The 24,395-nt window shown below is 67.7% G+C and carries 33 protein-coding genes; 13 read left to right on the forward strand and 20 right to left on the reverse strand.

Annotated features, from left to right (window positions below):
• Position 1 precedes the first annotated feature (1 nt).
• A complete protein-coding gene (locus tag J2T57_RS22395; protein ID WP_253476497.1) occupies positions 2–607 on the reverse strand; it encodes an Xre family toxin-antitoxin system antitoxin in 606 nt (201 codons plus the stop codon).
• A gap of 314 nt (positions 608–921) precedes the next feature.
• Between J2T57_RS22395 and J2T57_RS07795 the strand changes: the two genes are divergently transcribed.
• Complete coding sequence (locus J2T57_RS07795) at positions 922–1,614, forward strand: TorF family putative porin (RefSeq protein WP_253476499.1); 693 nt, start codon at positions 922–924, stop codon at positions 1,612–1,614.
• Here J2T57_RS07795 and J2T57_RS07800 read toward each other — a convergent pair.
• The 3 genes from J2T57_RS07800 to J2T57_RS07810 form a co-directional block, all read right to left on the reverse strand.
• Positions 1,611–3,044: an N-6 DNA methylase gene (locus J2T57_RS07800; RefSeq protein ID WP_253476501.1), complete on the reverse strand. Its 1,434-nt coding sequence runs from the start codon at positions 3,042–3,044 to the stop codon at positions 1,611–1,613. The genes J2T57_RS07795 and J2T57_RS07800 overlap by 4 nt on opposite strands.
• The gene (locus J2T57_RS07805) at positions 3,016–3,600 is read right to left on the reverse strand and encodes a restriction endonuclease subunit S domain-containing protein (protein WP_253476503.1); all 585 of its coding nucleotides are present in this window, start codon (positions 3,598–3,600) and stop codon (positions 3,016–3,018) included. Before J2T57_RS07805 ends, J2T57_RS07800 begins: the two co-directional genes overlap by 29 nt.
• A gap of 72 nt (positions 3,601–3,672) precedes the next feature.
• Entirely contained in the window at positions 3,673–4,215 is a 543-nt protein-coding gene (locus tag J2T57_RS07810; protein ID WP_253476505.1) for a hypothetical protein, read from the reverse strand.
• Positions 4,216–4,308: 93 nt separating this feature from the next.
• Between J2T57_RS07810 and J2T57_RS07815 the strand changes: the two genes are divergently transcribed.
• The gene (locus J2T57_RS07815; protein WP_253476507.1) at positions 4,309–4,665 is read left to right on the forward strand and encodes a hypothetical protein; all 357 of its coding nucleotides are present in this window, start codon (positions 4,309–4,311) and stop codon (positions 4,663–4,665) included.
• Here the strand turns inward: J2T57_RS07815 and J2T57_RS07820 are convergent.
• From J2T57_RS07820 to J2T57_RS07835, 4 genes are all read right to left on the reverse strand, one after another.
• Positions 4,662–6,596 carry a bifunctional diguanylate cyclase/phosphodiesterase gene (locus J2T57_RS07820; RefSeq protein ID WP_253476509.1) on the reverse strand — a complete coding sequence of 645 codons (1,935 nt, stop codon included), beginning with the start codon at positions 6,594–6,596 and terminating at the stop codon, positions 4,662–4,664. The genes J2T57_RS07815 and J2T57_RS07820 overlap by 4 nt on opposite strands.
• 298 nt (positions 6,597–6,894) lie before the next feature.
• Positions 6,895–7,200 carry a DUF6694 family lipoprotein gene (locus tag J2T57_RS07825; protein WP_253476511.1) on the reverse strand — a complete coding sequence of 102 codons (306 nt, stop codon included), beginning with the start codon at positions 7,198–7,200 and terminating at the stop codon, positions 6,895–6,897.
• 139 nt (positions 7,201–7,339) lie between these two features.
• Positions 7,340–7,717, reverse strand: a complete 378-nt coding sequence (locus J2T57_RS07830) for a hypothetical protein (protein WP_253476513.1) — start codon at positions 7,715–7,717, stop codon at positions 7,340–7,342.
• A 57-nt stretch (positions 7,718–7,774) separates the two neighbouring features.
• Positions 7,775–7,951 (reverse strand): hypothetical protein, encoded by a 177-nt coding sequence (locus J2T57_RS07835; RefSeq protein WP_253476515.1) that lies wholly within the window; start codon positions 7,949–7,951, stop codon positions 7,775–7,777.
• A gap of 128 nt (positions 7,952–8,079) precedes the next feature.
• On the opposite strand from J2T57_RS07835, the gene J2T57_RS07840 reads away from it, so the two are divergent.
• Positions 8,080–8,664 carry a hypothetical protein gene (locus J2T57_RS07840; protein ID WP_253476517.1) on the forward strand — a complete coding sequence of 195 codons (585 nt, stop codon included), beginning with the start codon at positions 8,080–8,082 and terminating at the stop codon, positions 8,662–8,664.
• Positions 8,665–8,673: 9 nt separating this feature from the next.
• Here the strand turns inward: J2T57_RS07840 and J2T57_RS07845 are convergent, their stop codons facing one another.
• Complete coding sequence (locus J2T57_RS07845) at positions 8,674–9,213, reverse strand: hypothetical protein (RefSeq protein ID WP_253476519.1); 540 nt, start codon at positions 9,211–9,213, stop codon at positions 8,674–8,676.
• Positions 9,214–9,381: 168 nt separating this feature from the next.
• Entirely contained in the window at positions 9,382–11,535 is a 2,154-nt protein-coding gene (locus tag J2T57_RS07850) for a hypothetical protein (RefSeq protein ID WP_253476521.1), read from the reverse strand.
• A 111-nt stretch (positions 11,536–11,646) separates the two neighbouring features.
• Between J2T57_RS07850 and J2T57_RS07855 the strand changes: the two genes are divergently transcribed.
• The 4 genes from J2T57_RS07855 to J2T57_RS07870 all read left to right on the forward strand — a co-directional run bounded on the left by J2T57_RS07855 (position 11,647) and on the right by J2T57_RS07870 (position 14,308).
• Entirely contained in the window at positions 11,647–12,741 is a 1,095-nt protein-coding gene (locus tag J2T57_RS07855; protein ID WP_253476523.1) for an endonuclease/exonuclease/phosphatase family protein, read from the forward strand.
• Positions 12,742–12,832: 91 nt separating this feature from the next.
• Entirely contained in the window at positions 12,833–13,420 is a 588-nt protein-coding gene (locus J2T57_RS07860; RefSeq protein ID WP_253476525.1) for a hypothetical protein, read from the forward strand.
• A 52-nt stretch (positions 13,421–13,472) separates the two neighbouring features.
• Positions 13,473–13,706 carry a hypothetical protein gene (locus tag J2T57_RS07865; RefSeq protein WP_253476527.1) on the forward strand — a complete coding sequence of 78 codons (234 nt, stop codon included), beginning with the start codon at positions 13,473–13,475 and terminating at the stop codon, positions 13,704–13,706.
• The gene (locus J2T57_RS07870; protein ID WP_253476529.1) at positions 13,703–14,308 is read left to right on the forward strand and encodes a hypothetical protein; all 606 of its coding nucleotides are present in this window, start codon (positions 13,703–13,705) and stop codon (positions 14,306–14,308) included. Before J2T57_RS07865 ends, J2T57_RS07870 begins: the two co-directional genes overlap by 4 nt.
• Positions 14,309–14,370: 62 nt before the next feature.
• Here the strand turns inward: J2T57_RS07870 and J2T57_RS07875 are convergent, their stop codons facing one another.
• A complete protein-coding gene (locus tag J2T57_RS07875; RefSeq protein WP_253476531.1) occupies positions 14,371–14,559 on the reverse strand; it encodes a hypothetical protein in 189 nt (62 codons plus the stop codon).
• A gap of 173 nt (positions 14,560–14,732) precedes the next feature.
• Here J2T57_RS07875 and J2T57_RS07880 point away from each other — a divergent pair, with 173 nt between their 5' ends.
• The 3 genes from J2T57_RS07880 to J2T57_RS07890 all read left to right on the forward strand — a co-directional run bounded on the left by J2T57_RS07880 (position 14,733) and on the right by J2T57_RS07890 (position 16,060).
• Entirely contained in the window at positions 14,733–15,104 is a 372-nt protein-coding gene (locus tag J2T57_RS07880; RefSeq protein ID WP_301289255.1) for a DUF805 domain-containing protein, read from the forward strand.
• Entirely contained in the window at positions 15,104–15,502 is a 399-nt protein-coding gene (locus J2T57_RS07885) for a DUF805 domain-containing protein (protein ID WP_253476534.1), read from the forward strand. Before J2T57_RS07880 ends, J2T57_RS07885 begins: the two co-directional genes overlap by 1 nt.
• A gap of 180 nt (positions 15,503–15,682) precedes the next feature.
• A complete protein-coding gene (locus J2T57_RS07890) occupies positions 15,683–16,060 on the forward strand; it encodes a hypothetical protein (protein WP_253476536.1) in 378 nt (125 codons plus the stop codon).
• 105 nt (positions 16,061–16,165) lie between these two features.
• Here J2T57_RS07890 and J2T57_RS07895 read toward each other — a convergent pair whose 3' ends face one another.
• From J2T57_RS07895 to J2T57_RS07915, 5 genes are all read right to left on the reverse strand, one after another.
• Positions 16,166–16,369 carry a hypothetical protein gene (locus tag J2T57_RS07895; RefSeq protein ID WP_253476538.1) on the reverse strand — a complete coding sequence of 68 codons (204 nt, stop codon included), beginning with the start codon at positions 16,367–16,369 and terminating at the stop codon, positions 16,166–16,168.
• A 70-nt stretch (positions 16,370–16,439) separates the two neighbouring features.
• Positions 16,440–16,784, reverse strand: coding sequence for a hypothetical protein (locus J2T57_RS07900; RefSeq protein WP_253476540.1), 345 nt, complete (start codon positions 16,782–16,784; stop codon positions 16,440–16,442).
• A 48-nt stretch (positions 16,785–16,832) separates the two neighbouring features.
• Complete coding sequence (locus tag J2T57_RS07905) at positions 16,833–17,063, reverse strand: hypothetical protein (protein ID WP_253476542.1); 231 nt, start codon at positions 17,061–17,063, stop codon at positions 16,833–16,835.
• 47 nt (positions 17,064–17,110) lie between these two features.
• Complete coding sequence (locus J2T57_RS07910; protein WP_253476544.1) at positions 17,111–17,293, reverse strand: hypothetical protein; 183 nt, start codon at positions 17,291–17,293, stop codon at positions 17,111–17,113.
• A gap of 45 nt (positions 17,294–17,338) precedes the next feature.
• Positions 17,339–17,614, reverse strand: a complete 276-nt coding sequence (locus J2T57_RS07915; RefSeq protein ID WP_253476546.1) for a hypothetical protein — start codon at positions 17,612–17,614, stop codon at positions 17,339–17,341.
• A gap of 142 nt (positions 17,615–17,756) precedes the next feature.
• Between J2T57_RS07915 and J2T57_RS07920 the strand changes: the two genes are divergently transcribed.
• Both J2T57_RS07920 and J2T57_RS07925 read left to right on the forward strand, forming a co-directional pair.
• Positions 17,757–18,614: a nucleotidyl transferase AbiEii/AbiGii toxin family protein gene (locus tag J2T57_RS07920; protein WP_253476548.1), complete on the forward strand. Its 858-nt coding sequence runs from the start codon at positions 17,757–17,759 to the stop codon at positions 18,612–18,614.
• Positions 18,614–19,327, forward strand: a complete 714-nt coding sequence (locus J2T57_RS07925; RefSeq protein WP_253476550.1) for a hypothetical protein — start codon at positions 18,614–18,616, stop codon at positions 19,325–19,327. The genes J2T57_RS07920 and J2T57_RS07925 overlap by 1 nt, the downstream gene beginning before the upstream one ends.
• Before the next feature lie 30 nt (positions 19,328–19,357).
• Here the strand turns inward: J2T57_RS07925 and xseB are convergent, their stop codons facing one another.
• The 3 genes from xseB to J2T57_RS07940 all read right to left on the reverse strand — a co-directional run bounded on the left by xseB (position 19,358) and on the right by J2T57_RS07940 (position 23,253).
• On the reverse strand, positions 19,358–19,621 hold the full coding sequence (xseB, locus tag J2T57_RS07930) for an exodeoxyribonuclease VII small subunit (protein ID WP_253476552.1): 264 nt from the start codon (positions 19,619–19,621) through the stop codon (positions 19,358–19,360).
• The gene (gene xseA, locus J2T57_RS07935; protein WP_253476554.1) at positions 19,614–21,185 is read right to left on the reverse strand and encodes an exodeoxyribonuclease VII large subunit; all 1,572 of its coding nucleotides are present in this window, start codon (positions 21,183–21,185) and stop codon (positions 19,614–19,616) included. Before xseA ends, xseB begins: the two co-directional genes overlap by 8 nt.
• Before the next feature lie 100 nt (positions 21,186–21,285).
• Positions 21,286–23,253 (reverse strand): ATP-binding protein, encoded by a 1,968-nt coding sequence (locus J2T57_RS07940; protein ID WP_253476556.1) that lies wholly within the window; start codon positions 23,251–23,253, stop codon positions 21,286–21,288.
• A gap of 164 nt (positions 23,254–23,417) precedes the next feature.
• Here J2T57_RS07940 and J2T57_RS07945 point away from each other — a divergent pair, with 164 nt between their 5' ends.
• Positions 23,418–23,894 (forward strand): hypothetical protein, encoded by a 477-nt coding sequence (locus J2T57_RS07945; RefSeq protein ID WP_253476558.1) that lies wholly within the window; start codon positions 23,418–23,420, stop codon positions 23,892–23,894.
• Here J2T57_RS07945 and J2T57_RS07950 read toward each other — a convergent pair.
• Positions 23,887–24,222: a hypothetical protein gene (locus tag J2T57_RS07950; RefSeq protein WP_253476560.1), complete on the reverse strand. Its 336-nt coding sequence runs from the start codon at positions 24,220–24,222 to the stop codon at positions 23,887–23,889. The genes J2T57_RS07945 and J2T57_RS07950 overlap by 8 nt on opposite strands.
• Positions 24,223–24,395: the final 173 nt, after the last annotated feature.

The raw sequence follows: 24,395 nt of genomic DNA on the forward strand, positions 1-24,395 counted from the left end.
ATCACGCAGCGAAGCCATGTTCTGATTGCAGCAGGTGGTTCTCGATCAACCACGCGCCGGACTCCATGTGCATGATGTCGGCAGGGGCCTTGCCGTCGAGGAATCGCTTTGGCGATCGCATCCACTTATCCGCCTTGCCCTTGTCGCCGAAAAAGTCGGTCGCAGCTTCGGCCACGCGCGCAATGCGCAGCACCTTCTCAGACTCCTCCGTCGTCAGGCGCGCCCCCTTTTCGGCGCGAGATCTGAGCTTTCTCGGTGGGAGGATGTGCTTGATGTCGGCGAGACGGACCCAGCTTGTCGCGAGCAGCACATCAAGGCTTCGCAAATCAGCACCCTTTGCGGCCACATCAAGGGCTCGGGCAAACTTTTGGGTTTCGTTGATAAACGCTTCGATGTCGCGGGCCGACACTTTGAGCACCTGACTATCAAACGCCTGGCGAAGCGCATCGAGGTCGAGATCAGCCTGGCCCCTGGCCGCGGACGACAGGGTGAAATCACTGAGGGGCGGAAAACCAACGTAGGATCGGGACTCGAACGCAAGGATGGCCGTGTACGGGTGCCCACGCAGACTTCCCTTGGCTTCCCCCTTGTCGATGGCATGATTCACGGCAAATGCTCCAGATTGCTAGGCACGGGGAAGTATAGCACTACGCCTTGAGCCCGCCGGGGAGAGCGCGCCGTGGTCGGTCTCCTCAGGGCAGCGCTCCGGCAACGCCGTATCACCAACCAGGGAGCCTGCGATCTCTCGCAACACGGTCGATCAGCCAGCGCCGCCTTGATCGATTGCCGCAGACCGGTAGGGGCAATCGAGGAGGTATTTAATAAATGACAAAATAATTAAATTCGCATAGACTAATCGGGTTCGCGGGACACCTCCCGCACCGCGCCCTGCGCGCGACTGGACGACATGAGGATCGTTTGATGATGACCAAGCCTGCCATTGCGCTTGCCGCGGCGCTCGCGCTCGCAAGCTGCCAGCCGGCGTTCGCCGACACCTATCTCGGTGCGGGGCTTCGCTGGAGTGGCGAGCTCACCCTTGCCAGCAACGACACGCACTGGGGGGAGAGCACGACCGGCGGGCGCCCGGCGCTCTCCGGTGGCCTGCGGCTTGATCATGACAGCGGGGCGTATCTTGGCAACCGCAACGTGAGCCTGCGCAACACCGACGGCCAGTACCTGGAGATGGCCTTCTACGGCGGCTATCGCGCACCGCTTGGCGAGGCGATCGCCCTGGATCTGGGGCTCATTCAGTCGCGCTACCCCGGGGCGCCGGCGCGGGGCAGTCAGACGGCCGCCTACGCGGGGCTTGTCTATGCGGCGATTGGCTGGCGGGCCGGCGCGCGCATCGAGAGCGAGGTCTCCCGCGGCCGCTACACCGAGTTGCTGCTACACGGCGACTACGCGCTGGGTCTTGATAGCTACGTCTTCGCCGAGCTCGGCGCGGCCAGCCTCGACTCATCGGACCCGCGCAACGGCCGTGGCTTTGGCGCGCTGGGTGTGGGCCACGCCCTCGCCGGGCTTGATCTTCGCCTTGGCTACCATGCGAGCACGCTCTCGCGGGGCAAGGGCGGCGGCAGCGGTCAGGTGGTCGGATCGATCGGCGCGCGCTTCTAGGGCCCCTCGTCGAGTAGCGCGTCGACCTCGGCGGCGCGCTCGCGCAACTCGCCAAGGAGTGCCGCGTGCTCGGCGCGCAGCGCGGCCTGGGAGCGCGGTGCGCCGGAGTCCTGGCGGATGTAGCGCGGCAGGTGCAGGCTGAAGTCCTCGGCGCGGATCGCATCGAGCGCCACGCGGCGGGCGACGCCCGGCACATCGCGCCGCGCGGCAACCAGCTCGAGGATGCGGGCAATGTGGCTGTCTTCGAGGACGTTCTGGTGGCGCCGCGCCTTGTACTGATCACTGGCGTCGAGTAGCAGCACGTCGTCGTCCGTGCGACCAGCGCGCAGCACCAACAGCACCGGGGCTGCGCGGTGCTCGAAGAGGAGTTTCTCGGGCAGAGCGATGACCGTCTCCACCAGCCCCTCCTCGAGCAGCAGCCGGCGCACCTCCTGCTCATCACTGCCGCGCACGAGCACCCCACGGCTGAAGAGCCCGACAAGTCGTCCCGTGCCCGGGGCGAGGCACTCGACCATGTGCTGGAGAAAGCCCATCTCCGGGTGCTGCTTTGCCGGCGTGCCGCGGCGAAAGCGCCGGTAGGGGTCCTGGACGTAGTGGCGCTGGGAGGGCACCGTGGCCGGATGGATGCGCGGCGGCAGGGTGGAGAGCACCACGTCGAAGCGCGCGAGCGCGCCCGGGCCCTCGGCGAAGGCGGGCTGGAGCAGTGGCGCATTGCAGCGGATGTTCTGCTCGGCGCGGCGCGCGATGAGCAGGCGCATTGCGCCCACCGCGGCAAGCACCGGATCATCGGTCTCGCCGAAGAAGTGCGTCGCGGCGGACCCATCCGCCTCCCCGGTGGCAAGGCCGGCGGCGGCGAGGAGTTCGCCGAAGCGGCAGGCCGGGTCGTAGATGCGCTCGCCGGCCTGCGGGCTGGCGAGGGCGGCCATCAGCCCCACCAGGCCTGCCGGGGCGCTTGCCACATCCGGGTCGCGCCCGGCATCGGCGGCGATGTGCTCGATCAGCGCATTGACCACCGACTCGCGCGCCGCGCTGCTTTGCTCCTCGGGATGCGCCATGAAGATCCCCGGTGCGAGATCGCCGAGCACCTCGCGCAGCGCGCGGTCCCGGCGCGTCGCCGGCATCTCGAGGTCACGGGCAAAGGAGAAGGCGGTAAAGAGCGCGCCGACGGCCTGCGGGTTGGCGTGGCCGAGTGCGGCGAGTGCCGCGTCGATGCGCTCGGCAAGTCCGCTCTCGCCGCGCGCGGCATACAGGGTACGGAAGTCGGCGTCCTCGGGCACGCTGATCACAGAGCCCGCAGCTGCGTCATCGCTGAGACAGCGCAGCGTGAAGAGGGCGAGCACGCAGTAGCAGGCATCCTTCGCCGGCACATCGCGAAAGCGCGAGAGGCTGAACGTGAGCAGGCTATCCATGGGCCACCTCCTGCGCCTCAAGCCCCTCGCCCAAGAGCGCTGAAAGGGTCTGCGCGCGGTTCTCGCGCAGCCGATCGAGCACGGCGAGCTCCGCGTCGATGGCCTCCTCGAGGGTGAGGAGCTCGCGCTGGCGCTCGATCGGCGGCGGGTTGAGCGGCATCGCGGCAAGCGCGCTCTTTCGCAGGTGCGCGACCTTCGAGCCCTCGGCGGCCTGCTCGAGAAAGGCCCGGCCGGGGCCTGCGCGCATGAAGGCGGCGAGGTAGGCGGGGAGCAGGCGCGTCTGGTCGGGGCGGATCACGAAGAGGTTGCTCGCACAGATCGCATCCCCCGGGGGCGCGTCGACCACCGCGAGGGTGTTTCTCGCGCCCTTGGAGGCGATCAGCACATCGCCCTCTTGCAGCCAGTTGGCGCGCCCGCGCCGGGGCAGCCGGACCTTGTGCGCGCCGGCCCAGTTGATGCCCCCGGTGCCATCGAGATCGCCCGCCTGGAGCACCAGGGCGTCACCCGCGGGGTCATCGATGATGCGCTCGCGAAACGAGTACCCCGCCGAGATGTCGACATAGTCTGACAGCTGCACCGCACGCCCTCCCTCCAATCACGAAGGCGGCAGTATGCCACACCGCAGGGCGTGTGGCAGGCGGCTGCGGGGCTAGTGGGGGCGCTGGCCGCGAGCCGTGGCGAGTCCCGCGTCGAGCGGCAGGCTCCCGGCGTCCTCGCCGATGGCGCGCGCCGCGCGCTCCCAGAGCCCGCCCGGGAGGCACTCGCGCACCGCGCCGAGGACCGAGACCATGCGCGGGAACTCGGCCACCAGGTGGCTCAGCAGTGCGGCCTGCCCCTCGCGCGCACCGACCGCCGCCTCCTGGTAGGCCGAGCGCCCGAGGTCGATGTAGTAGGTAGCGCGCAGGCGTCGGCGCCGCGCGATCCCCGGGAAGAGCCCTGCGATGACAAGACAGCCATCACCCACCATCTCAAGTTGCACGCGGCGCTCGCCACCGGTTACCTGCATCGCGGCGAGATAGGGCAGCGCCATCGCCTGGCCGGTCATCGGCGCATCGCGCAGCCCCCGAGCCAGGGTGAAGACCAGATGCGCCTCGCAGGTCTCGTCGAGCGACAGCGCGCAGCGCCGCGCCGCACCCTGCACCAGGCGCTGCCAGGCGGCGATTGCCGTCGGCTCAAGCATGATTTCCGCCATGACGGACCTCCTGTCTAATTTGTAACCGCTATAATAAGTCGAAATGCCCCGCAAGGCCAGCTTCCTCGCCCGGGACGCGTTGACAGCGCCGCGTTGCGGCGGGATACTTGGGGGGTCGGGCGTTTTGTGCTCGCGCGTGGCGTGCGGGCCGCCCTGATGGCAGGGGGAGCGATGAACGTCGAGCAGATGATGCAGTACCGGGAGCAGATCAGTGCCGCGCGACAGGCGGGGCGTGTGACTGCGAGTAACCACCCCTACAGCCTTGCCAGCGGCAGGAGCGGGCCGCAGGCACAGGTCTTCACCCCGCAGGCTGCGGGCAGCGTGTTGCGCGCGCAGGTGAGCCGCGAGCTCGCCGAGCGCGAGGGGGCGGTTGCGGTCAGCTTCGTCAGCTGTCCACTCGACTGCTTCCGTGCACCGCGCAGGGACCAGGCCGCGACCCCCGCGCCCTAACCTCCCGGGCCGCCGCGCCCTGCGCTCGCGGGGTGCTCGGCGCTGGCATCGCCGGCAAAGCGGTGGGTGCCACGCCCGGCGGCCTTGGCCGCGTACATGGCGCGGTCGGCCGCGGCAAGGAGTGCCTCGGCGTCGACGTCGCCTGGCTCGGCGAGCGCAATGCCGATGCTCGGGCGGCTCCTGAGCGAGAGCGCGCCGACGGCAACCGCCTCCTCGAAGCGTGCGGCGATCCGCCGCGCCACCCACTCGCAGAGCGCCCGGTCACAGCCCTGGAGCACCAGCACGAACTCATCCCCGCCGAGGCGCACCACGTGGTCGCGCTCGCGCACCACCGCGCGCAGGCGCCTTGCGACCTCAACGAGCAGGGCATCGCCTGCGGCATGGCCGTGGGTGTCGTTGATCTGCTTGAAGCGGTCGAGATCGAGCAGCATGAGCGCCGTCGGGCTCGCCTCGCGGGCGCCGCGGTAGAGCGCCTGGGGGAGCGCGTCGCGGAGCATGTGGCGGTTGCCAAGGCCGGTCAGCGAATCCTGGTGGGCGCGCTGATCGAGCGCCTGGAGAAGCTCAAGGCGGGCGAGTGCGGTACCGGCGGCCGCGGCCATCGCCTCCAGAAAGCCGAGCTCGCGGGTCGCCGGCAGCACGCCGCCTGGCAGCGCGAGTGTCAGCACGCCGCGCATGGTGCGATCCTCATCGTGCACGGGCAGGCACCAGAGCGCACAGAAGCCGGCCTCGAAGACCGGGTGCAACGCCTGCGGCCAGCGCGGGTGGTCATCAAGCCCGAGCAGCAGGACCGGTGCGTCGTGGAGCAGCACCTCGCGCGCCGGCGTGTCCGAGGCTGCACAAAGCGCCGTGGTGAGCGCGTGCGCATCAACACCGCGCGCTGCGACCACTTCAAGCGCCCCCTCGCGTAGCACACTGAAGACAACGCCCGCCCCCGGGCGGTGCTCGCGCAGGAGATCGACCACCGGGGCGGCCACCTCGGCGGCGCTCGCCTGGGCGCCGAGCGCCGAGAGGGTGCGGGTTTCCGCCGCGTTAAGGAGGGCGGAGCGCCGCGCCGCGGTGCTGTCGCCGGCGACACAGACGAGGCAGGGCGCGCCCTCGAGCACCAGGCGCTCGACCCGCACCTCGGCACCGCGGATCGCGCCACTGGCATCGAGCATCGCCCACTCGCCGCGGGCCCTGATGCCACCGCGCAGCACGCCCTGAAGCGTCGCCTCGGCGCGCGCGCGAAGCGGGGCATGGGTAATGGTGAGCACGCTCTCACCTGCGAGCGAAGCCGGCTCGCACTCAAGCAGTGTCGCCATGGCCGCATTGCACTCGCGGATCACAAGCGCGGCGTCGAGCACCATGAAGCCCGCGCCGGAGAGGCGCTGGATGACCTCAAGCATCCGGTCACGCCCGGTGAGCGTCTCCTGGAGCCTGGCAGCGCGCAACGCCGAACGCCGCGTGCGAAGCCGCTCCTCGGCGAGGCGTGCGATCAGCCGGAGCTGCGCCATCGCCTCGTCCGAGAGCCCGCCGGGGCGCGGTGCGGTGTCGCTCACACAAAGCGTTGCCAGCGGGCTGACAGTCACATCGAGCACCAGGGGGAGGCCAACGTAGAAGCGCAGGTGCGGCGCACCGGTGACCGCCGGGTTATCACAAAAGCGCGGATCGGCGAGCGTGTCCTCGATCACAAGCGGTGCGCGGGCATCGATCACGTGGGTGCAGAAACTCTGCGCCCGGCTGCTCGCACCACCGGCGATGCCAAGGCTTGCCACCAGATGCTGCTGATCGGCGCCGACCAGCGAGACAAAGGCGTGCTCGCAGCCGGCAACGCTGCGCGCAAGCGCGGTCAGGCCCTCGAAGAGCCGATCGGCCCCGCCCTCCAGCAGCCGCAGCTCCTCGAGGAGTGCGAGGCGTGCACCTTCATCGCCCGGAATGCCCTGTATTGCCATGCTCATCACCTCCAGCCCCTGAGCCTACCACAGGGCGCGGGCTCCGCGCGCCGTGCGTTGTTGCGTGTCGCTCGCCAGACCCCCACAGGCACAAAAAAAGGCGGCCCAGAGGGCCGCCGAGCATCATCACCTGACACAAAAGGAGGAAAGTATCTTCAGCTACGGGGTACGTCCGGTACCACGATTGCATTAGTTTACGGAAAATGACGGAGAAGGTCAATCATTATTTTGCTGTTTATCTGAACTCCATCACAAAAAAGCCCCGCCGGAGCGGGGCTGTCGGGGACAGCTTGAGCGTCTAGCGCTGGAGCGCCTCGGCGCGCTCGAAAATCTGCTTGGCGGTCATGCCGTGCAGGTTATCGGCGAGAACTTCGTCGATCGCCCGCCCCGAGGAGGCCACCTGGAACAGGCTCTCGCCGTTTAGCCCCGCCACCTGGACGGCGCGGCGAAAGCGTGTTGCCTCGGCGCGATCCATCTGTGAGACCATGCGGTCCAGGGACTCGTTCAGGGTCGCACTGTTGGTGCCATCGATCTTGTCGGCACCACAGCCAACCAGCAGGGCGAGAGTCAGGGCAAGCAGGCCGAGCCGGATCACGTTCTTCATGGGTGACATCTCCATTGTGTTGACGCCTTTAATTATAGCGCATCTAATTAGTCTTGTCAAGCTGGTAATTTCGCCCCTATAAAAACCCGCACCAGGCAGTCCTGGCGCGGGTGGCTGTCGGTACCCGGCGGCGGGCGGGCTAGTGCCAGTGGGTGCAGATCAGGCTGTGGGGCACCTCGTAGACGAAGGCGTGGATGTCGGTGGCCGCCTCGCCGTCGACCACGACGGGCTCGCAGCGCACCGAGGCGCTCGCGACAACCAGCACGCGGGGCTCGGCGTCGTCTGCGGACTCGTCGGAGACAAGCCGCAGGTCGACATCGCCGAGTCGCTCGACGCCGCCGGCGATCTCGCCGACCAGGCCGTGGAGCATCTCGCGGCTGCGGGCATAGAACTCACCGGCGCTCTCACCGGCGTCCAGCAGTCCCACCACCACACCGGTCAGCTCGGCATCGCGGCGCATGAATACGGCGTTCTCGCCGATGGAGAGGTTACGTTCGGTTTTCGCGACGGCTACCATGCGCGTCATCCTCATGTTGGGCTCACAGGTCCGATTATATTGACCCGTATCTAAAGTTCAACCGGTCGCTGACCGGCTGGCCTCGCACGGCAGGTCCGTGCTCTCGTAGGGGCTGATATGACGCAGCCCGCACTCACCGCAGTCGTCGTCGCAAGCGCTGTCCCAGACGTCGTCCCACAGGTTCTGGCACTCCGGGCACTCATACTGGTTCAGGTACTGCTGGGGCTCGGTCATGGCGAGACTCCTTGCAATCGACAGGGTGAGTATATAGCGCATATTAATTAAAGTCAACCTTCCGAATGCGTCTTTTCCCTGCCCGGTATATTTCTTTGATGTTAAAATAAATAGAGGAGGAGACCACCATGGATGTCGTACGCGAACACCTGATCAGGCACCGAACGGAGCACGGGATGGCGAGACGCCTCGCCGAGGCGCGCCCCCTGCCGGCGTTCCCGGAGGTCGACGGCCATTTTCTGGCGCGTGCCGCCGAGCGCGCACCCTGGCTTTGCGAGGGCCTTGCCATCGTGCTCGCACTCGATAGCGCCATCGTGCTGCCGCAGGCCTGCCACAAGGGCTATATCCACCAGCTGCTTCGAAACGCGCGGGATCAAAGGCAGTGTCTGTACGTGCCCGGCTACCGGGGGGCGGGCGCGCCGATGATTCTGGTGCAAAACGGCCCGGTCCTGAAAACACTCTATCCGGCGGCGACCTGCGTGTGGCTCCAGGAGTATCTGCACTTTAACGCGGCAAGGACGCTGCCGCGACGCCTTGCCTACGGGGGCGCCGCCGACCTTGCCCATGTGGTGCGCCATGAGCACATCCAGTCCGACCCGCTCGCCTATCTGAGCGGGGAGCTTCGCCCTGGCGATAGCGGGCCTGTGGACGAGGCAGCGATCAGCGCCCCGGCCGGGCGCCAGCAGGCGGCGAGCCAGGCGCTCGGGCGCTAGGCCCGGGCGTCAGCCAGGCAGGGCGATCTGGTGGCGCTCGGGGTGGGCGCGAAAGGCGGCAAAAAGCGCCTCGGAGTCGACCGCCTGGAGCGCATCGCGGGTGATGCGGTAGTGGATCACCGTCGGCGTCGGTCCGCGATCGACAGCCAGTACCTCGCGGGCGAAGACCTCGGCGTCCGCGGCGAGCAGCCCCTCTGCGACGGCCCGGGCGAGTGCCGCCTGCACCAGGCCGATCACGCCGGCCGCCCCGCAGACCTCGATCACGCACTGCTTGCCGACATAGCGCATCAGCCCTTTCAGGTGCTGCTGGTAGACGCCGGCAAGCGGTGCTGCGGCCATCATCTCATCAGCACTTCGCATGAACCGCGCGACCTCGATCTCGATGTCAAGGGAGAGGGCCCCGGGGGAGCTGAAGTGGACGTCGAAGAGCCCCTCGCCGAGATCGATCTTACGCATGGCCACAGAGCCAAAAAGCGCCTGGTCGAGATCGGACAGGAGCCCATAGGGCAGTCGGAAGAAGGAAAGCTGGTGGTGCTCGGCAGCGGACATGACGCCGGTCTCCCTGGCTGTTTGACGACCGGCTCCGGCCGCACTGATTTAATTTATACGGTATATATTAAAACAGCCGGGTGATCATGACAAGCGCGGCGCGCAGGCGCCGTCCTGCGAGACCATTGAGCGCCGCCCGCGCACGGCGGGCGGCGTAGGGGCGAGCAGTCAGCCGAGTCGGCGCGTGTCCTGCGCAGGCTCGGCGTCGCGCTCTTCGGCGGCCGCCTTCAGGGTCTCATCGAGGGCACGGCGAAGTCCGTGCGGAAGGAGACCGCCGAAGATGTCATTGATCTCGCCGAGATTGAGGCTCTCAAACAGCGTCTGCGCGCCCGGGTGCCCGGCCGGCGGCACGGTGGCGCCGTAGACGATCTCTGTCGCCACCGCGTTGTGGGCAGGGTCATCGGCGAGGAACTCGAGGAGCAGCGTGGCGGCCTCCTCGAGCCGCGCCTCGGGCTTGCTCGCGTCAGCGCTCTCATGGATCTCGAGCGTGAGGGTGAGCGCATCGGGCGCCTCGATCTCCGGGTCTGCGTGCTCGAGGCGCACGCCAAGCGCCGAGCGCATGCCGCCCGGCCCGGTCAGGGAGAAGACCCGATAGCGACCACCCCAGCAGCCATCCTCAAGCCCATCGACGCAGTGGTTGAGGGCGAGCCCATCGGCGTGGAGCGCCGAGGCGGTGGTCAGCTCGCGCACCACCACCGCGCCGGCGCTGGTGTCGATGATGCGCTCGCCCCCCTCGAGCAGCGGCTCCCAGGCGGCCTCGCGAGCGCCTTGCTCGCGCACGCCCGCCTCCCAGTCGTGCAGGCGCGGTAGCAGCGCGAGGTCGGTGCGCCGCTCCCACTCGCGCGCCTGGGCGAGCAGCGAGAGGGCGTTCGGTGCGGACATGCCAGGCACCGTCGCCCCGGTGCGCACGGCGATCTCATCAAGGCAGTCGAGGTAGTGGTCGATCTGCGCCGGACCGGTGAGGTCTCCACGCCCCTGGCGGACTGCGCCAGGGGCGCGCCGGAAGGCATCGAGCAGATCGGCAAGGGGCCGGTCGATCAGCGCGCCGGGATCGATCAGCGACGCGGTGAAACTGCCCGGCGCCCGCACAACCCCCTGGGCAAGCTCGAGCAGCGTGCTGGAGGTGCGCCCGGTAAGGGGCTTGTCGCCCGGCAGGCGCATCAGGAAGGACGGGCGGGTGTTCGCCAGAAGCCGTGCTGCCGGCGCCTCCCGGCGAGCGGCGAGCACCCGAAGGAGCGCCTCGTCACCGAGCGCCATCAGCGCCTCGATCTGCCGCCTGCCAAGGCCGGTGCTCTCTTCCAGCGCGAAGACGGGCTCCGCCTCCCCGGCGTCGATTGCCCGGAAGAACCCGTCATGAGAGCGTTGGTTAATCAGAAGGTCCATCCAGGGGAGCTCCGGGTACTGGGCGAGCACCTGGACGCGCCGCATCAGGTTCTCGTGGCTCCCCGAACGGTGCAGGAAGTCGATCATGAGCGGCGTCACATGCGACGCCGTGGATGACGCCCCGGCACCCGCGCGCGGCGAGCCATCGGGGTTGCGCGTCACGAAGGGGTGGAGCCTGCGGGACATGCGCTCGGTGGTCGCCGACACTGCGACCCCAAGGGCCTGGGTAATGGGGCTGCCGATCATCCGGGCGATCTTCGGCAGGCTGGTGAACTGCCGGTCCAGCCCGAGCCAGGGGTCGGCGCCGGCGTACTGGTCCCGTCTGTCGGCGTAGAAATCAGCCAGGAGAAGCTCCGCCGGTGAACCGGCGCAGGGCGCGACCAGCGGGTCGTAGGAAAGGTGGCGGTGAATCACGAGGGGGTCTTTTTCGTCGATGTCCGGGCTGCGCCTGGTGGCATCCGCCTCGCCCGCGATGCTCCGCAGGATCGCCTTGCCAATCCCACTATCGGTCTCATCGACCGCGACCGCCGGGTCGTGCTCAAAGCGCTGATCAATGAGCCGCTCCAGCAGGTCCTGGCAGGCATCGGGGTCACCGATGGTGAAGGGGATGGCCTTCGCCTGAATGCTGACCGAGTGGTCCCTGATCCCGACAAAGCGCCGGGTGAGGATGGCGCGGTCACCGCGCCGCGCGCCCTCCGGCAGGTGCAGCACGGCAAGCGAGTAGCCCTCGACGTGGATGCCATCATTGATCTCGACGCTGTCCCTGCGAAGCGCGAGCGCGCTCGCAGCACCAAGGGCAAAGAGGTCGGCGACCACGGAGAGGTGCGAGCGCCAGTCGGCATCATTCTTACGGTGCGACGGGATGTCGACGGTCAGCGCGCCATGGGCGCTCTCGAGCAGGGATTCCGGGGTCACGGCCATGGGGACAGTCTCCTTCATTAATTTGACTTCTATTATATCATGCGCGCGTCCGGCAGGGTACGCGGGACAGCGCCTGGCCGGTGGTGCTAGACTTTGTCGAGGCAAAACAAAAAAGAGGAAGGCAGGGGCATGGATAGAGGCAGGTGGCAGGGATTGAAGGCAGTGCTGATCGGGTTGGTGCTCCTCGCGAGCGCACTCCCCGGGGTTGCCTCTGCGGAGCTTCGCATCGCGAGCTGGAATATCCAGAACATGGGCTGGGGCGAGCACAAGCGCTTTGATCTTCTCGCCGAGGTGATGGATGCCTTTGACCTGGTCGCGGTTCAGGAGGTCATGAATGCCGAGGCCGCCTACCGATTGCACGGCAAGCTCGAGGCGACCAGCGGCGAGCGCTGGGGGCTTGTCTACTCCGATCGCCAGGGGCGCACGCGCTACCAGGAGAAGTACGCCTACTACTGGCGCGAGAGCGCTGCGCGCTTTACCGGCGAGGCCTTCACCGCGCTCGATCCGCAGGATGTGTTCGTGCGCCCGCCCATGGTGGCGCGCTTTGTCTCCGAGCGCAGCGGCGAGCGCCTGGTGCTGGCAACGCTCCACGCGATCTACGGCAACACCGTGGCCGAGCGCCAGGGCGAGGCGCGTGCGCTGCGCGCGCTCCATGACTTTGTCATCGAGCGCTTCGCCGAGGGCGACCCGCTGGTGATTCTCGGCGACTTCAATCTGCCGCCACGAAACCCCGCCTGGGCGGAGCTCACCGCGGTCATGGAGCCGCTGATCACCGAGGGGGCGACCACTGTCAGCACCATCGAGGGGCGGATGGCGAACCTCTACGACAACATATTCGTGCCGCGCAGCAACCCGCCACCACTCGCCAGTGCCGGGATCGTGATGGTCCACGAGGCGCTTGGGATCACCAACGCCATGATGCGCGCCCAGGTCTCCGACCATGTCCCGGTCTACGCCCGGCTCACGGGCGCGCCCGCGATCGGGCCAATCGCCCGGGCCGATGGCGTCGATCCGGGGCGCCAGGCGGACAACGATGCCGAGCACGCCCCGGATCACCGCGCGCCGGGGTCGGGAGGCGCGGTGCGCGGCAACCGCAACTCGCGCGTCTTCCACCGCCCCGACTGCCCAAGCTACTCCCGCGTGGGCGAGGCCAATCGGGTCCACTTCGAGAGCGCCGCGGCAGCGCTGAGCGCAGGCTACCGCCTGGCCGGCAACTGCCCGTAGCGAGGCGCAGCCCCCAGGCGGGGGCGCTGCCCGGGCGCATTTTTGTGACCGGAGTCCTTTTAATTGCGTGCAATTAAAATACAATGCCAGGATGACGCGAACCTGGCATGGGGCCGGAGCCGCGCGGCCTATCGAGGATCGGATCATGACACGCAGCGACGAGGAGTTCCTGGGGGCGGTGGAGGCGGCCGTGTTGCTCGAAGGCTCGCCATGGGCGCACACACCGCGGCGGACACTGGAACTTGCCCTCGGGGCGCGGCTCACGGCGACCCAGGGAGCAGCGCACGGCTTCGCCGCACTGGGCATCCAGGCACTTCGCCTGCACGCCCCGATCGGCGAGGGGGCTATCATTGCGCTCACCGTCACGACGCGTGAGGGCGACGAGACCCTCGAGCGCAATGTGCTCCTCCAGCCAGAGGAGATGGCCGGTGCGCGGCTGCTGCGCGGCGCCGCACTCAGTGTGCGAAACGATGTCCTCGAGGGGATGGTGGTCACGCTCGAGGGCGATCTGCCCGGCACGCCCGACCTCGACACGGCCCTGGTCGAGGCACTCACGGCGTGCGCGCGCGCCGGCGTGCTGGCCGCGCTTCGCATCGCCGGCATGGCCCGCCTCTCGCAGCGCCAGAACGCGGGGCTCGAAAGCGCGCCGGGGGATGACATGGCAGCGCCTGCCGCTTGACAGGTATTATAAAAACACTATAATAAAGTAATCCCATGACAGGAGATTATCCATGCGCGAGCTGGCTGAATTTGTCTCGATCTGGTCTGGCAGCGAGTATGCGTCGAGCTGCACGGTGGACATGCGCACGGGCGCGGTGAGCGACATCGCCCTCTGCGCGGACCTGCCAGATGACCACGACGACTGCCTGCTTGAGCGCGAGTTCGTGCGCCTGGCCGACGGACAGGAGCTTGCCGTCGAGGACACCGACGAGGGCTATCGAGTGGTCCGGGAAGAGGCGGCATGAGCGCCCGACTCCCCGGCGCAGGCTCCCTTGCGCTGCTCTTCCACGGCACGGCATACGCGTTCACGGCATTCCGGGAGGGCGATACCGCCGGCGGTGAGCGCGCGACAATCGGCACCCACTTCGCGCAAGGGGAGGCGTTCGCGGCGCACTACGCCGAGGCCGTCGGGCGCAGGCGCGACGCCGGCGCGCCTGGCGTGCTGATCTGTCTTGCCCGCATGGACAACCCCTATCGCGAATCGTGCGCGCGGCGCTTTGCCGCCCTTGATCGCTGGACGCGCCAAACACTCTCCCAGGCCGGCCATGATGGCATCATCACCGAGCGGCTCCTCGACGAGGACAGCGTGTGGGTGGTGTTCGATCCCCGGCGCGCGGTGCCGATCGCTCGCTATGAGATAGGCGCCGATGCGCTTCCGGGCACCGCACGCGGCGGCTACCTCGATGAGATCAACGCCCCGCAGCTGATCGAGATGATTGCCCGGCGCGAGGCGCTCACCTGGCTCCCCGGTGGTCGTGAGCGGCTGGACGCCGCGCTGCTCGAGGCCGGTATCGAGCGCCAGGCCGCCGCGATGGGCATGCGGGCCCCGAACTGCCCGACGCCCTGAGCGCACGCCCCACACCCCGGCGCAGGGAGCCACCGGGCTGTGGGCGATGTCGTGCCGGGCACCTAGCCCGCTTCCCGGGCATTGACGCCTTGATGGTGCTCGATTTCCTCGTTGCCGATCTGCACCAGGGCGTTGGCGATCGATCGCTTTTGCCACTCGGCCAGATCCCCGAGCTCAGCGGCCGTGAAAACCACAACAAGACCGCCGTGCTCGCGGATCGAATCGACGGTCATTGCACCGATTGATGACATGGCACACCCCTATTGGTTAAACGAGCGGCAAGATTAGACGGCCATTGTGCCGATGTCAATTAATATAATCCTTATCAATTGACTCCGCAGGTCACGAGACTGTGCGCCCGTTCACTCTTTGCAGCGCCGGGATGCCGTAGACTGTGGCCCTTACCGACAAAGGAGCCTCGCGCATGGGACACTACATTGATGCATGGAGACAGGGATTTGTGTTTAGCGGTCGATCGACGCGCCAGGCGTTCTGGTGGTTCATGCTGATCCATGTCCTGATCGGCTTCGGCCTGATCATATTCGATGTCTTCACCGGCACCTTTGTCATGGAGGTCGGCCTCGGCGCGTTCTCCGCGCTCTACTCCGTCGCCTCGGTTTTTCCCTCCTTTGCCGTCGGCGCGCGGCGCCTGCATGACATCAACTTCCGCGGCTGGTGGCAGGTTCTTCTCGTCGTGCCACTGCTCGGTGTGACGATCCTCTGCGTGCTCTTCGCGCTGCGCAGCAATCCGGGGGAGAACCGGTTTGGCGACCATCCGCTGGCGCAGGCTGGCTGATGCGCGCGATTCTCAGGCACTTCGCCCGGGCCTGGGACCGCGACGAGTTGCTCGTGGGCCGCGCGAGCTGGGCTGAGTACTGGTCCTTCCAGTTCGTGAGCGCCTGCCTGAGCGTGGCCATTTCCATTATCCTGGTATTGCTTGACGGGGCCTTCGGCCTGAGCCCCCTGGCAGGCTACGCCGTGTCGATTGTCTGGCTCATGGTGATCGTGCCGCCGCTGGTGGGCGTGGGTGTACGGCGGCTGCACGACATCGGCCTGTCGGGCTGGTGGCACCTGGTGGCGTTGATCCCCTTTGTGGGGCCGCCGCTCACACTGCTTGTCATGCTGTTGCCCGGGCGGCGCGGGGCGAACCGCTACGGCGAGTCGCCGCGAGCTGCGCCAGCAGACGGGGGCTGAGCGGACGGCATGCGCCCAGGCTATCGGCCTACCCGATGGCTCGGCACGGAACATTACCCCCAAATGGGGGTGGTCGAGGCCATCGGGTCTGCCGTAGTCTTCTGGACGGGGCTGCGGCGACAGCGAGCGAGCCGGGCTCAAGGCGCCGTTTCTTTTGCTCAATGCGGGAGCGATCAAACGATGACCCTGAAGCCTTTACAGCGCATAGCCGCCAGCGCAATCATCGCGGCTGCCGCGATCCTGGCGATGACATCGACCGCCAAAAGCGACACCCCCGCTTACTGGTACTGCCTGGGATACGATGACGCTGAGGAGATCGTGTATGTCTCCGGTATTTTCCTGGCCACTGTCGACCCGGACTATCATCGCATGGCGGATAGCTACCGCGCCTACCTGGCGCAAAGTCATGCGGGGGGCAGTCCGATCAACAGAATTCACTGTATCGGGCCCGGTCCAAGCAGGGAGTTTTCACGCGACTCCCGCAGTGGCTCCATGCAATCCCATCAAAACATGGACTATGCGGTGTCATTGGTTCCCTGGCTATGGCGGGCGCCCTGAGGCCTTTCCGGATCGGGCTTCGGTGGCGGCACTCTCGCCGCCACGCCACCTGATGCCTGCCCCGACGGCCTGGGGCGACCCCTGCCGTGGTTGCGCTGCCCGGGCCTAGCCTTGCCCGGGGGCTCCATCCTGTGAGGCGCTCGCCTCACGCATTTCGTCGATCGCGCTGTTGCCCTGCTCAACCAGCAGGTCGGCAAGATCCCGGCGCTGGCTGGCGCTAAGACCAGCGAGCTCCGCGGCGGTGAACACCACCATCACGCCACCCTCGGCGCGGATCGCCTCCACGGTCTTTGCTCGAATCGCTGTCATGGTGCACCCTCCGACGATTGTCCCTGCCTGGCGCGCCCCTCGCGGCCGGGCAATTGCCTGCGAAACCGGCTTACTGCGGATCTTGCCGCGACAGCCAGCCCTCCAGCACGTCGTGCGCCCAGGGCTCGAAGAGTGTGGAGACCTTCTCGCAGTCGTGCTCGTCGCGCTCCTCGCCATGATCAGGCTCAAGCACCACACCACGGCTTCGGTCAAGCACCAGGATCTCGAAGTCATCGAGCACGCCAATCCCCTGGTGGGCATGGAAGGAGGCGAGCGCCGTGTCCGCAGCATCGCCGTCTGAAAGTCCCGGGTCGATGCCGTTGACCACGTAGACGCCCTGTGCGCCAACATCGTCAGCGTCGAGCCTCTCATCAGCCAAACGGGCAATGACAGCAACATACAGGGTTCTGGACATGCGCAGACTCCTCGCCGGCGGACGCCGGCAACAGCAATCAAAACACGACTAGCCGAAGAGCCGCGACTCCGTGGCGCTCGCAAAGCCCTCAAGCCCCGGCACCTCGCGCCAGTGAGCGACCAGGCGCGCCACCGAGGGCAGGCCGGTTGACTCGATCTCGCGCAGGATCTCGCCAGCGACGCGGCGCAGCCCGCCCTCAAGGGTCATGCCGGCAAGTGCTTCGAACACCGCCAGGCGGTCAGCGCCCGAAGGCGCGCTGGGTGGATGTGTATTCAACATGGGCAGGCCTCTCCTGGGCGTCCAATAGGGGCAGTCTAGGGCGGCGCTCAGGCGCTTGCCGCGACCTGGTTCTCAACCGGCGAAAGTGACGCCTCGCCGATGGCAAGACCGGCGGCGAGCAGCTCGTCGATCCGCGCCTCCTCGGCGGCAAGGCCGATCTCCGCGGCGAGCGCATCAAGCTCGCGATCCAGCTCCTCGACCCACTTCGGGCGAACGGCGATAACGGTCATGGGCGCTCTCCTCTGCAATCTTTAATTAATTATACGTTTATTAAACTAGAAGTCAAGCAATTCCGTGCCCGCACCGGGAATCGCCGCGGTGACCCGGTATCCGGCCTGCTCCAGTGCAGCCCGGAGTGCCGCGCCGAGCGGGCTGCCGCTACGCCGGGGCAGTGCCTCGCGGGCGGCTGCCGCGAGCGCCTCGAGCGGGCAGTCGGACCACTCCGGATGCAGGCCCAGGCGGTAGCGCAGCGACTCACCCTCCTGGCCGACGTGCAGTACGAAGGCCGCGCGCTGCGCGTCCTCGATCACCAGGTGCGCCAGAGTCGCCATGTCATCCTCCTGCTGAAACCCTCGTCCGTGCCGGATGAGGTAGCGTGTTATTCATTGAATGAATATTATCACTTTTCGGCTGGCTGTCGAGTCCGATATATCCTCCACCATGTTAAAATAGTGGAAACAAAAAGGGGGTCGCATGGCTGGAGGCGAGAGTGTGGGGTCGGTGGAGCGCGGGCTGCTGCAGTCCCGGCTGCTTTGTGCGATCTTCGACCACGCGGTTGCAGGCGACCTGGCGCTAAAGGGCGGGATGGCGATGCACGCCGTGCTTGGCAGCGAGCGCACCACCAAGGACATCGATTTCGCCCACGCCGAGGGCGCGCCGCCCGAGCGGGTGCGCCGGGCGGTCGAGCGGGGCATCAGTGAGGCGCTTTCATCCGGGCTGCTCGAGGATGTGCGGGTCACCGCGCCGAAGCAGACCGACACCACCAACCGCTGGAAGATCAACGGCCGCGCAGCGGGCTCGCATGTGCAGCTCACCATCGAGATGAAGCGACATCCGCTGCCCGAGGGGCACATTATCCGCAGGCAGTACCTGCCGCCGGTTGGTGCCGGGGCGACGCCGACACTGGTCGAGAGCTATGACGCGATCGCCATGGCCGCGGCGAAGACCGCCGCGCTGCTCTCGGAGAACCGCTCCGCACCCCGCGATCTCTACGACCTTGCGCTCCTGGTCGAGCTTCGCGTCGACCCGCCGGTCGCGCTCCTTGCGAACGCCGGCGTCGAGGCGCTCTCGCGCATGCAGGCCAACCTCTGGCAGAAGCTCGAGGGCATGGACTACCCGCGCTTTTGCGCCGAGGTGCTCGACTTCCTGCCGCGGGAGACGGCGGCACGCTTTGACGAGGAGCGCTTCGAGGGCATGCGCCTTGCCGTTGGCGAGGCGCTTGAGGGCTGGCTGGGTGCTGCGGCGCTGCGCGCGAGGGGAGAGCGCTTGCAGCGCGCGGCAGGGGCGGTAGACTCACCGAAGGCAGATGGCGCGCAGTTGGGGGCAGGGTAATGGCAGGGCGTCAGGACCGGGACCATGCGGCGGCGCGCGAGCGGCTCAAGGCCGAGGACGCGCCGCGGCTTGTCGATGCCGAGCGCCTCGCGGGCCTGCTCGAGACCGCCACTGCGCCCCGGGTGCCGCGCCTCTCGGCACTGCTGGCAACACTGATCCGGCGTGGCGATCTGCTGCCAGGCGATGGCAGGCACTGCATCAACGCCCACGCAAGGCCGGCGGTGCGCGCAGAGGAGGTGCTCGCCGCCCACCGCCCGGAAGCGGTCGTGAGCCTCGGGCGGGTGCTCGGTGAGTTCGGGGTGCTCAATAACCCCTCGCTGGTGGTGAGTGCCATCGTACCTGGCACGCCGTCTGGTGAGCGCACGCGCCCGGGCCCGGAGGTGCGCCTTGAGCTGCCGGTGGCCCGGGTCGATCTCTGGACGATGCCTGCCGCCCTGCTTGCGGCAGGGAGCCCGGCGGATAGCCGCATTGACGACCGCCCCTACGCGTGCGCAACGCCCGAGCGGGCGCTGGTCGACTGGCTGTATCTCTCAGGCGGCGAGACGCCGGCAATCACGCCCCTGCCCTGGGACCACGACCTCGAGGATCTCGATCACGCCCGATTGGCGCGGCTCGCCGAGGCGGTGGGTGTCACCGGTGCGCTTGAGGCACTCATCCGCCGCGGCAGCCGCCGCGATCTTGATGACACCGAGGAGCTTCGCTTCGGACTCTAGCCGCGGGGGAGGGTGGAGCGGGGCAGGGCGCTAGACGCCCGGCTCCTCGCCAGCCGACGGTGCTGCATCGGCACCCTCGATCCCAAGTCCCTCCAGCGCCCGGGTCACCTGCTCGATCCGCGCCACACAGGCCTCGTAGGCCTCGGTGCCGGCCTTCACCAGCGGTAGCAGCTGATCGACATCGGGCTCGCGCATCTCGCGCATCGCCTGCACGGCGCCCTTCAGCCGCCCGAGGTGCTGCACGTAGGCATCGGCCGGGCCGGGGATCTGCTCGACAGGGGTCTGCTCAGTCATGGTGACACTCCTCCTCAAGGGGTTCGATGCGCTCGACCCGGGCGTGGATGACGCCATCGGTGACGCGAAGCGCAAGGGGTTGATCGGATCGAACAGCTGTCGCACTCCGCACGACTCTCCCGTCCTCGCCCCGGGCGATGGCGTAGCCCTGGCCGAGAATGCGGTGCGGGTTGTAGGCAAAAAGGGTCTGCATGTGGCCTTTCGCATCGGCGCGGGCGCGCTCGAGGAGCTGCGCCGGGAGCGTGCGAAGCGCGGCCTGCTCGGCGTTGACCGCCTCGCGGGCGCCGGCAGCATGACGCAGTGCCTGCTCCCGAAGGGCGCTACGGGACTGATCGATCACGATCCGGGCCGTGTGGGCGTGGCCCACAGCCGTCTGCCTGAGTGCCGTGACCGCCTTCTCGGCGGCGGCCTGAGCGGCCACCACCTGGCCGCGGGCAAGGCGCTCGAGCAGAAGGGCCGCCTGGCGTGCCTCGCGGGCATTGCCGATGATGCACCCGGCGATATGGCTTGCCACCATCGAGGGGGTGGGCAGGCGCACGCAGGCAAGCTCATCGAGTAGCGTCACGTCGCGCTCATGGCCGATGCCAACGATCACCGGCACCGGCATGCGGCAGAGTGCGCGGGCGATGGCGTAGTCGTTCAGCGCATAGAGCCCGGCCTTGTCACCGCCACCGCGAATCAGCACCACGGCATCGAGCTTCGCGCGCCCGGTCGTGAGCGCGGTGCGCACCTGCTCGAGTGCCGCCGAGACCGACACGCTCGCCTGGTCGCCCTGGAACTGCGCATCGAGGTAGGTGAACTGGCAAAGCCCGTGGGCGGCGAGCTGGTCAGCCTGGGTGCGAAAGTCGCCGAGGCCGGCAGCACCCCCCGGGGCGATCACCGCCACGCGCAGGAAGTCCTGCGGCGCCACCTGGGAGCGGTTCGCCTCAAGCAGCCCCTCGGCCTTCAGGCTCGCGCGGATGGCGGCGAGCTTCGCCTCCATGTCGCCCAGCGTGAAGCGCGGGTCGATGTCCTCGATCGAGAGCGACAGGCCAAAGCGGGGGTGGATCTCGACCCGGGCGTGCACCAGGAGCTTCACACCGGCTGCGATCGCCTGCCCGGTGGCTTTGGCGAAGGCGCTGATGATGCCAGCGCGCGAGCGCCACACCGAGGCCCGCGCCTTGGCGGCCTCCCGCCCATCAGCGCCATAGTCGACGAGCTCGAGATAGGTATGGCCACCACGGGCCTCGCTCACCGCCGTGACCTCGGCACGCACCCAGACCGGGGCGCCGTGGGCGGCGCGCACCGTGCCCGAGACGGCATCAAGCAGATCGGAGAGCGAGACGCCGGGGGCAGGCTCCTGATCAGCACCCGGTGCGTCGGAGGCGGGCCGCTCATCGTGCCGTGCGAAGGAAGGCGCTACCGCAGCAGCCGAGGAGCCGCCGGGCAGCCAGCGGGAGAAAGCCGCCGCATCGATCTCCGGGGGGACGAACCAGCTCTTTCTGCTGCCATCAAAGCGCGCACCGAGTGCCTTGGCAGCGTCCTTCTCCGCGAAGGGCACGTTGAGATAGGTTGGGGATGCCATGATCACCTCATCAATTTGAGGACAATCATAGCGGGATAATTAATAAATGTCAATTTAAATAAAGCCAGGCACCACCGTGACGGATGCCTGGCAGGCAGGCCTAGTCGAGGAAGCTCATCTGCACGCAGGACGCCCTGGCCCGGTCGTCCTTCCCCGCCTGCGCCCCGGCAGGCGAAGGCCTGGCGCTCGCCGTCGGGGCGTCCTTGTCGGCCTTGCTGCCGGCCGCGGGGGCCGCGGGGGCCGCGGGGGCCGCGGGGGCCGCAGGTGCCGCCTCGCGCACCGGGGCGCCTGCCGGAGGCTCGGCGGGGGTGTCCGCCCCGGCGTCATGATCACCCCCATGGTCGACCCCGTCATCCTCGCCAAGGCGTGCGCCGCGCTCAAGCGCGTCGGCGAACTCAAAGGCGCGCTTGCTGACGCTCACGCCGGCGTTCTCGCACTCGCGCAGGTAGATGTTGAGCGCCTGCATGGTGAGCGCGCCGATGCTCGAGGCGCCGTTGTAGCGGGTCACGTCGTGGTAGGCCTCGTAGAACTCGACGCCGTGGCGGTGGGAGTCGAGATCGCTCTCGCGGTGGCAGTACTCGTGGGCAAGCAGGGTGATCAGCGCGCACATGCCGTCATAGCCACGGCCGGCGAGCGCCAGCTGCTCGCGGTTGATCGCGATATAGCGCCGACCGTCGGTCCAGGCGTTGTTGCACTCCGACTCGCCGGGCTCGATGCGCCGCTGGGGGATGCGCTCATCGTGCACCCGCCAGAACAGGGAGGGGAAGCGCTGTGAGGCCTTGCGAAGCGCGTGGAGCGCAACACGCTCCTGCTTGCCGAGCTTGCTGACCGGGATGATCCGGGAGTGATCGCTCACAAGATCCGCGTAGTGCTCGAAGGGCGTGTAACTGCCGCGAAACCGGGCATAGGTGCTGCCGTAACGATCGTCCGTGTACGTGGAGACCCGCGCCAGCAGCGCCTGGAGCTCCTCGCCGCTCTCGACATGGAAGCGCTCGAGCGTGGTCGGGCAGAGCACGAAGGCGAGCTTGTCCTTGTGTACGCGCTCGCCGCGCCGCGAGCCTGCCTCCGGGGCGACGGTGAAGATGCTCCTGCGTGCGAAGCTCTCAAGCTTGTGGTGACGGCCGGTGACATCGGTGATGATCTTCTGATCGGCGGCGTCCGACCAGCTCAACTCGCCATCGACCAGGCGCGAGGCGACATAGCCGCGCTCGCTATCGGTGAGCGGCGCCTGCTTGGTCTTCGTGCGCTCGGTGCTTGCCGAGCGCACCACGGCCTGGATGCGCTTCCACGCCTCGCAGCGGCTCACCAGGATGTCGTTTCGCGCCACGTTGACCTGAAGCGGCACCTTGCTCACCACCACGCCACCGGTGCCGTAGCTCCAGCTTGAGTACTTGCGCACCAGCACGCCCAGGTGGTAAACGGCAAGATCACCCGAGTCGCGCAGACGGATGTAGGCGTCGTCGGTCTCGAAGTCCCACTTCTCGTCCGCCGGACTCTTGCTCACGGTCTCGCCGTTTAGCACCACGGGGATGCGCACGTAGGTGCAGAGGGCGCGCAACTCGCGCAGCACCTCCTCGCGCTGGGAGGGGAGCATCGGCTCGTAGAGCGTGCCGTCGATCCGGCAGCCGGCCTGAACGGGCAGGTCGCGCTTTAGCGTGTACTTGAGGCCGCGGCGCTTGATGTCGACATCCATCTCGAAAGCGGCCGTGCGCCAGACCGTGGAGGCGAACGCCCAGGCCTGGGCGCGGCCAAGGCCGAACTTGCCGTAGGTGCGATGATCCTCCTCACTCGGCCCGTGATCGAAGCCGAGCTTCTCGAACCACTCCATGATCTCCTCGATGCGCGAGAAGCCCATGCCGTTGTCGCGCACGGTGAAGCCGTCGGTGGCGAGGTCGATCTCCACCGATTCGGCACCGGCGTCAACGGAGTTCATGATGTACTCAAGCAGCGCCTTGCCAAGCGTACCGGCCTGGGAGTAGATCGAGTGGTAGATCAGCATCGAGCCTGCGCTGATCTCGCGCTCCTCGCTGGCATGCTTGCCCATGGGGTTCTCCTGATTGTTGGACATGATTCCTACCCTTCATTCTACCCTGGTTGGCGCTCGTGCGCTGCGCCGGGTCAGTCCTGTGATACATTTCTCATAAATTAATTTGACCGTGGCTGCCCGGAGGTGGAATACTCCGCGCACTGGCACACAACCCGTGCCCCCTACCCACTGGAGAGAGCCCGACCATGACCGCCGCCCAGGGTGTCGCCTATCGCCGAGGCCGCCTGCATATTCCTGCCGATCTCACCGATCGCGGACCTGACGCCGTTGCCCGCTTTCTGGCCCAGGTGCCGGTCGAGGATCGCGCCCGCGCCTTCCGCGCGCTACCCCTCTCGGCGGCCGCCGCCGGCTACCTGCGACTTGATACCCGCACGCAGGTGGGACTTGTCATCGGACTCGATGCCGGCAACATGCGCTTTCTCGCCGGCCTCTCGCGCGACGAGATGCTCCTCGACATCCTCGCCGAGGCGGGTGGAGACGCGGTTGCCGCGATCGAGGCCGTGCTGCCCGCCTGGCGCCTTGAGCGCCTGCGCGAGGCCGTCGCGGCCAGGGCCGCAGAGGCGCTGGCAAAAGCACCACCGCCACGCCCCCGGCGTGTTAGCATCATGCGCGCAGCACTACGGATCTGGACGCGACGCCAGGAGGCACTTCGCCCTAGCTGAGTGACGCTTGTCCGGAATCCTCGGGCAGGCGCGCCAGCGCGCGCTCGGCATGGACATAGGGATCGGGCAGTGAGACCGAGAGCGCCAGTGCGCGCACCGCCTCGATGCGCCGCGGCCAGCCCCTGGCAGCGGCGAGCAGACGCTCCACAGTGGCCGGCGAGACGCCGCGCGCGGGTAACGGCATCCAGCCCGAGTCGATGCGCTCGCAGAATGCCGGGTAGCTCCGGTGGGCAATCGCCCGCAGCTGGAATTCCTGGCGATAGCGAACGGACTCTCGAGCCCCGCCCTGCTTCGCGTTCTCGCGCACAACCGCACCGATGGCACCCATGGCATTCCCTCCCGTTGACTGCCTTTCATTATACATTAAATTAATATAAAGTCAATTAAAAGGCTGCCGTCCCAGAAATCCGCGCGGCGCTCGCCTTCGCACGCTCGACCGGGGGCTTGCGCGAGTTGTTGCGCGACCCCGAGAATGCCTTCTGCGCCGTGGGGCGGCCGCGC

Origin of the sequence: Natronocella acetinitrilica (assembly GCF_024170285.1) — a bacterium.
Taxonomy (GTDB): Bacteria; Pseudomonadota; Gammaproteobacteria; order Nitrococcales; family Aquisalimonadaceae; genus Natronocella; species Natronocella acetinitrilica.

Excerpts from the sequence above, each read along its gene's own strand:
- J2T57_RS07795 (WP_253476499.1), top strand. The coding sequence starts at position 922 with ATGATGACCAAGCCTGCCATTGCGCTTGCCGCGGCGCTCGCGCTCGCA.
- J2T57_RS07810 (WP_253476505.1), bottom strand. The coding sequence starts at position 4,215 with ATGGCGGAAATCATGCTTGAGCCGACGGCAATCGCCGCCTGGCAGCGC.
- J2T57_RS07820 (WP_253476509.1), bottom strand. The coding sequence starts at position 6,596 with ATGGCAATACAGGGCATTCCGGGCGATGAAGGTGCACGCCTCGCACTC.
- J2T57_RS07825 (WP_253476511.1), bottom strand. The coding sequence starts at position 7,200 with ATGAAGAACGTGATCCGGCTCGGCCTGCTTGCCCTGACTCTCGCCCTG.
- J2T57_RS07830 (WP_253476513.1), bottom strand. The coding sequence starts at position 7,717 with ATGGTAGCCGTCGCGAAAACCGAACGTAACCTCTCCATCGGCGAGAAC.
- J2T57_RS07835 (WP_253476515.1), bottom strand. The coding sequence starts at position 7,951 with ATGACCGAGCCCCAGCAGTACCTGAACCAGTATGAGTGCCCGGAGTGC.
- J2T57_RS07840 (WP_253476517.1), top strand. The coding sequence starts at position 8,080 with ATGGATGTCGTACGCGAACACCTGATCAGGCACCGAACGGAGCACGGG.
- J2T57_RS07845 (WP_253476519.1), bottom strand. The coding sequence starts at position 9,213 with ATGTCCGCTGCCGAGCACCACCAGCTTTCCTTCTTCCGACTGCCCTAT.
- J2T57_RS07850 (WP_253476521.1), bottom strand. The coding sequence starts at position 11,535 with ATGAAGGAGACTGTCCCCATGGCCGTGACCCCGGAATCCCTGCTCGAG.
- J2T57_RS07855 (WP_253476523.1), top strand. The coding sequence starts at position 11,647 with ATGGATAGAGGCAGGTGGCAGGGATTGAAGGCAGTGCTGATCGGGTTG.
- J2T57_RS07860 (WP_253476525.1), top strand. The coding sequence starts at position 12,833 with ATGACGCGAACCTGGCATGGGGCCGGAGCCGCGCGGCCTATCGAGGAT.
- J2T57_RS07865 (WP_253476527.1), top strand. The coding sequence starts at position 13,473 with ATGCGCGAGCTGGCTGAATTTGTCTCGATCTGGTCTGGCAGCGAGTAT.
- J2T57_RS07870 (WP_253476529.1), top strand. The coding sequence starts at position 13,703 with ATGAGCGCCCGACTCCCCGGCGCAGGCTCCCTTGCGCTGCTCTTCCAC.
- J2T57_RS07875 (WP_253476531.1), bottom strand. The coding sequence starts at position 14,559 with ATGTCATCAATCGGTGCAATGACCGTCGATTCGATCCGCGAGCACGGC.
- J2T57_RS07880 (WP_301289255.1), top strand. The coding sequence starts at position 14,733 with ATGGGACACTACATTGATGCATGGAGACAGGGATTTGTGTTTAGCGGT.
- J2T57_RS07885 (WP_253476534.1), top strand. The coding sequence starts at position 15,104 with ATGCGCGCGATTCTCAGGCACTTCGCCCGGGCCTGGGACCGCGACGAG.
- J2T57_RS07890 (WP_253476536.1), top strand. The coding sequence starts at position 15,683 with ATGACCCTGAAGCCTTTACAGCGCATAGCCGCCAGCGCAATCATCGCG.
- J2T57_RS07895 (WP_253476538.1), bottom strand. The coding sequence starts at position 16,369 with ATGACAGCGATTCGAGCAAAGACCGTGGAGGCGATCCGCGCCGAGGGT.
- J2T57_RS07900 (WP_253476540.1), bottom strand. The coding sequence starts at position 16,784 with ATGTCCAGAACCCTGTATGTTGCTGTCATTGCCCGTTTGGCTGATGAG.
- J2T57_RS07905 (WP_253476542.1), bottom strand. The coding sequence starts at position 17,063 with ATGTTGAATACACATCCACCCAGCGCGCCTTCGGGCGCTGACCGCCTG.
- J2T57_RS07910 (WP_253476544.1), bottom strand. The coding sequence starts at position 17,293 with ATGACCGTTATCGCCGTTCGCCCGAAGTGGGTCGAGGAGCTGGATCGC.
- J2T57_RS07915 (WP_253476546.1), bottom strand. The coding sequence starts at position 17,614 with ATGGCGACTCTGGCGCACCTGGTGATCGAGGACGCGCAGCGCGCGGCC.
- J2T57_RS07920 (WP_253476548.1), top strand. The coding sequence starts at position 17,757 with ATGGCTGGAGGCGAGAGTGTGGGGTCGGTGGAGCGCGGGCTGCTGCAG.
- J2T57_RS07925 (WP_253476550.1), top strand. The coding sequence starts at position 18,614 with ATGGCAGGGCGTCAGGACCGGGACCATGCGGCGGCGCGCGAGCGGCTC.
- xseB (WP_253476552.1), bottom strand. The coding sequence starts at position 19,621 with ATGACTGAGCAGACCCCTGTCGAGCAGATCCCCGGCCCGGCCGATGCC.
- xseA (WP_253476554.1), bottom strand. The coding sequence starts at position 21,185 with ATGGCATCCCCAACCTATCTCAACGTGCCCTTCGCGGAGAAGGACGCT.
- J2T57_RS07940 (WP_253476556.1), bottom strand. The coding sequence starts at position 23,253 with ATGTCCAACAATCAGGAGAACCCCATGGGCAAGCATGCCAGCGAGGAG.
- J2T57_RS07945 (WP_253476558.1), top strand. The coding sequence starts at position 23,418 with ATGACCGCCGCCCAGGGTGTCGCCTATCGCCGAGGCCGCCTGCATATT.
- J2T57_RS07950 (WP_253476560.1), bottom strand. The coding sequence starts at position 24,222 with ATGGGTGCCATCGGTGCGGTTGTGCGCGAGAACGCGAAGCAGGGCGGG.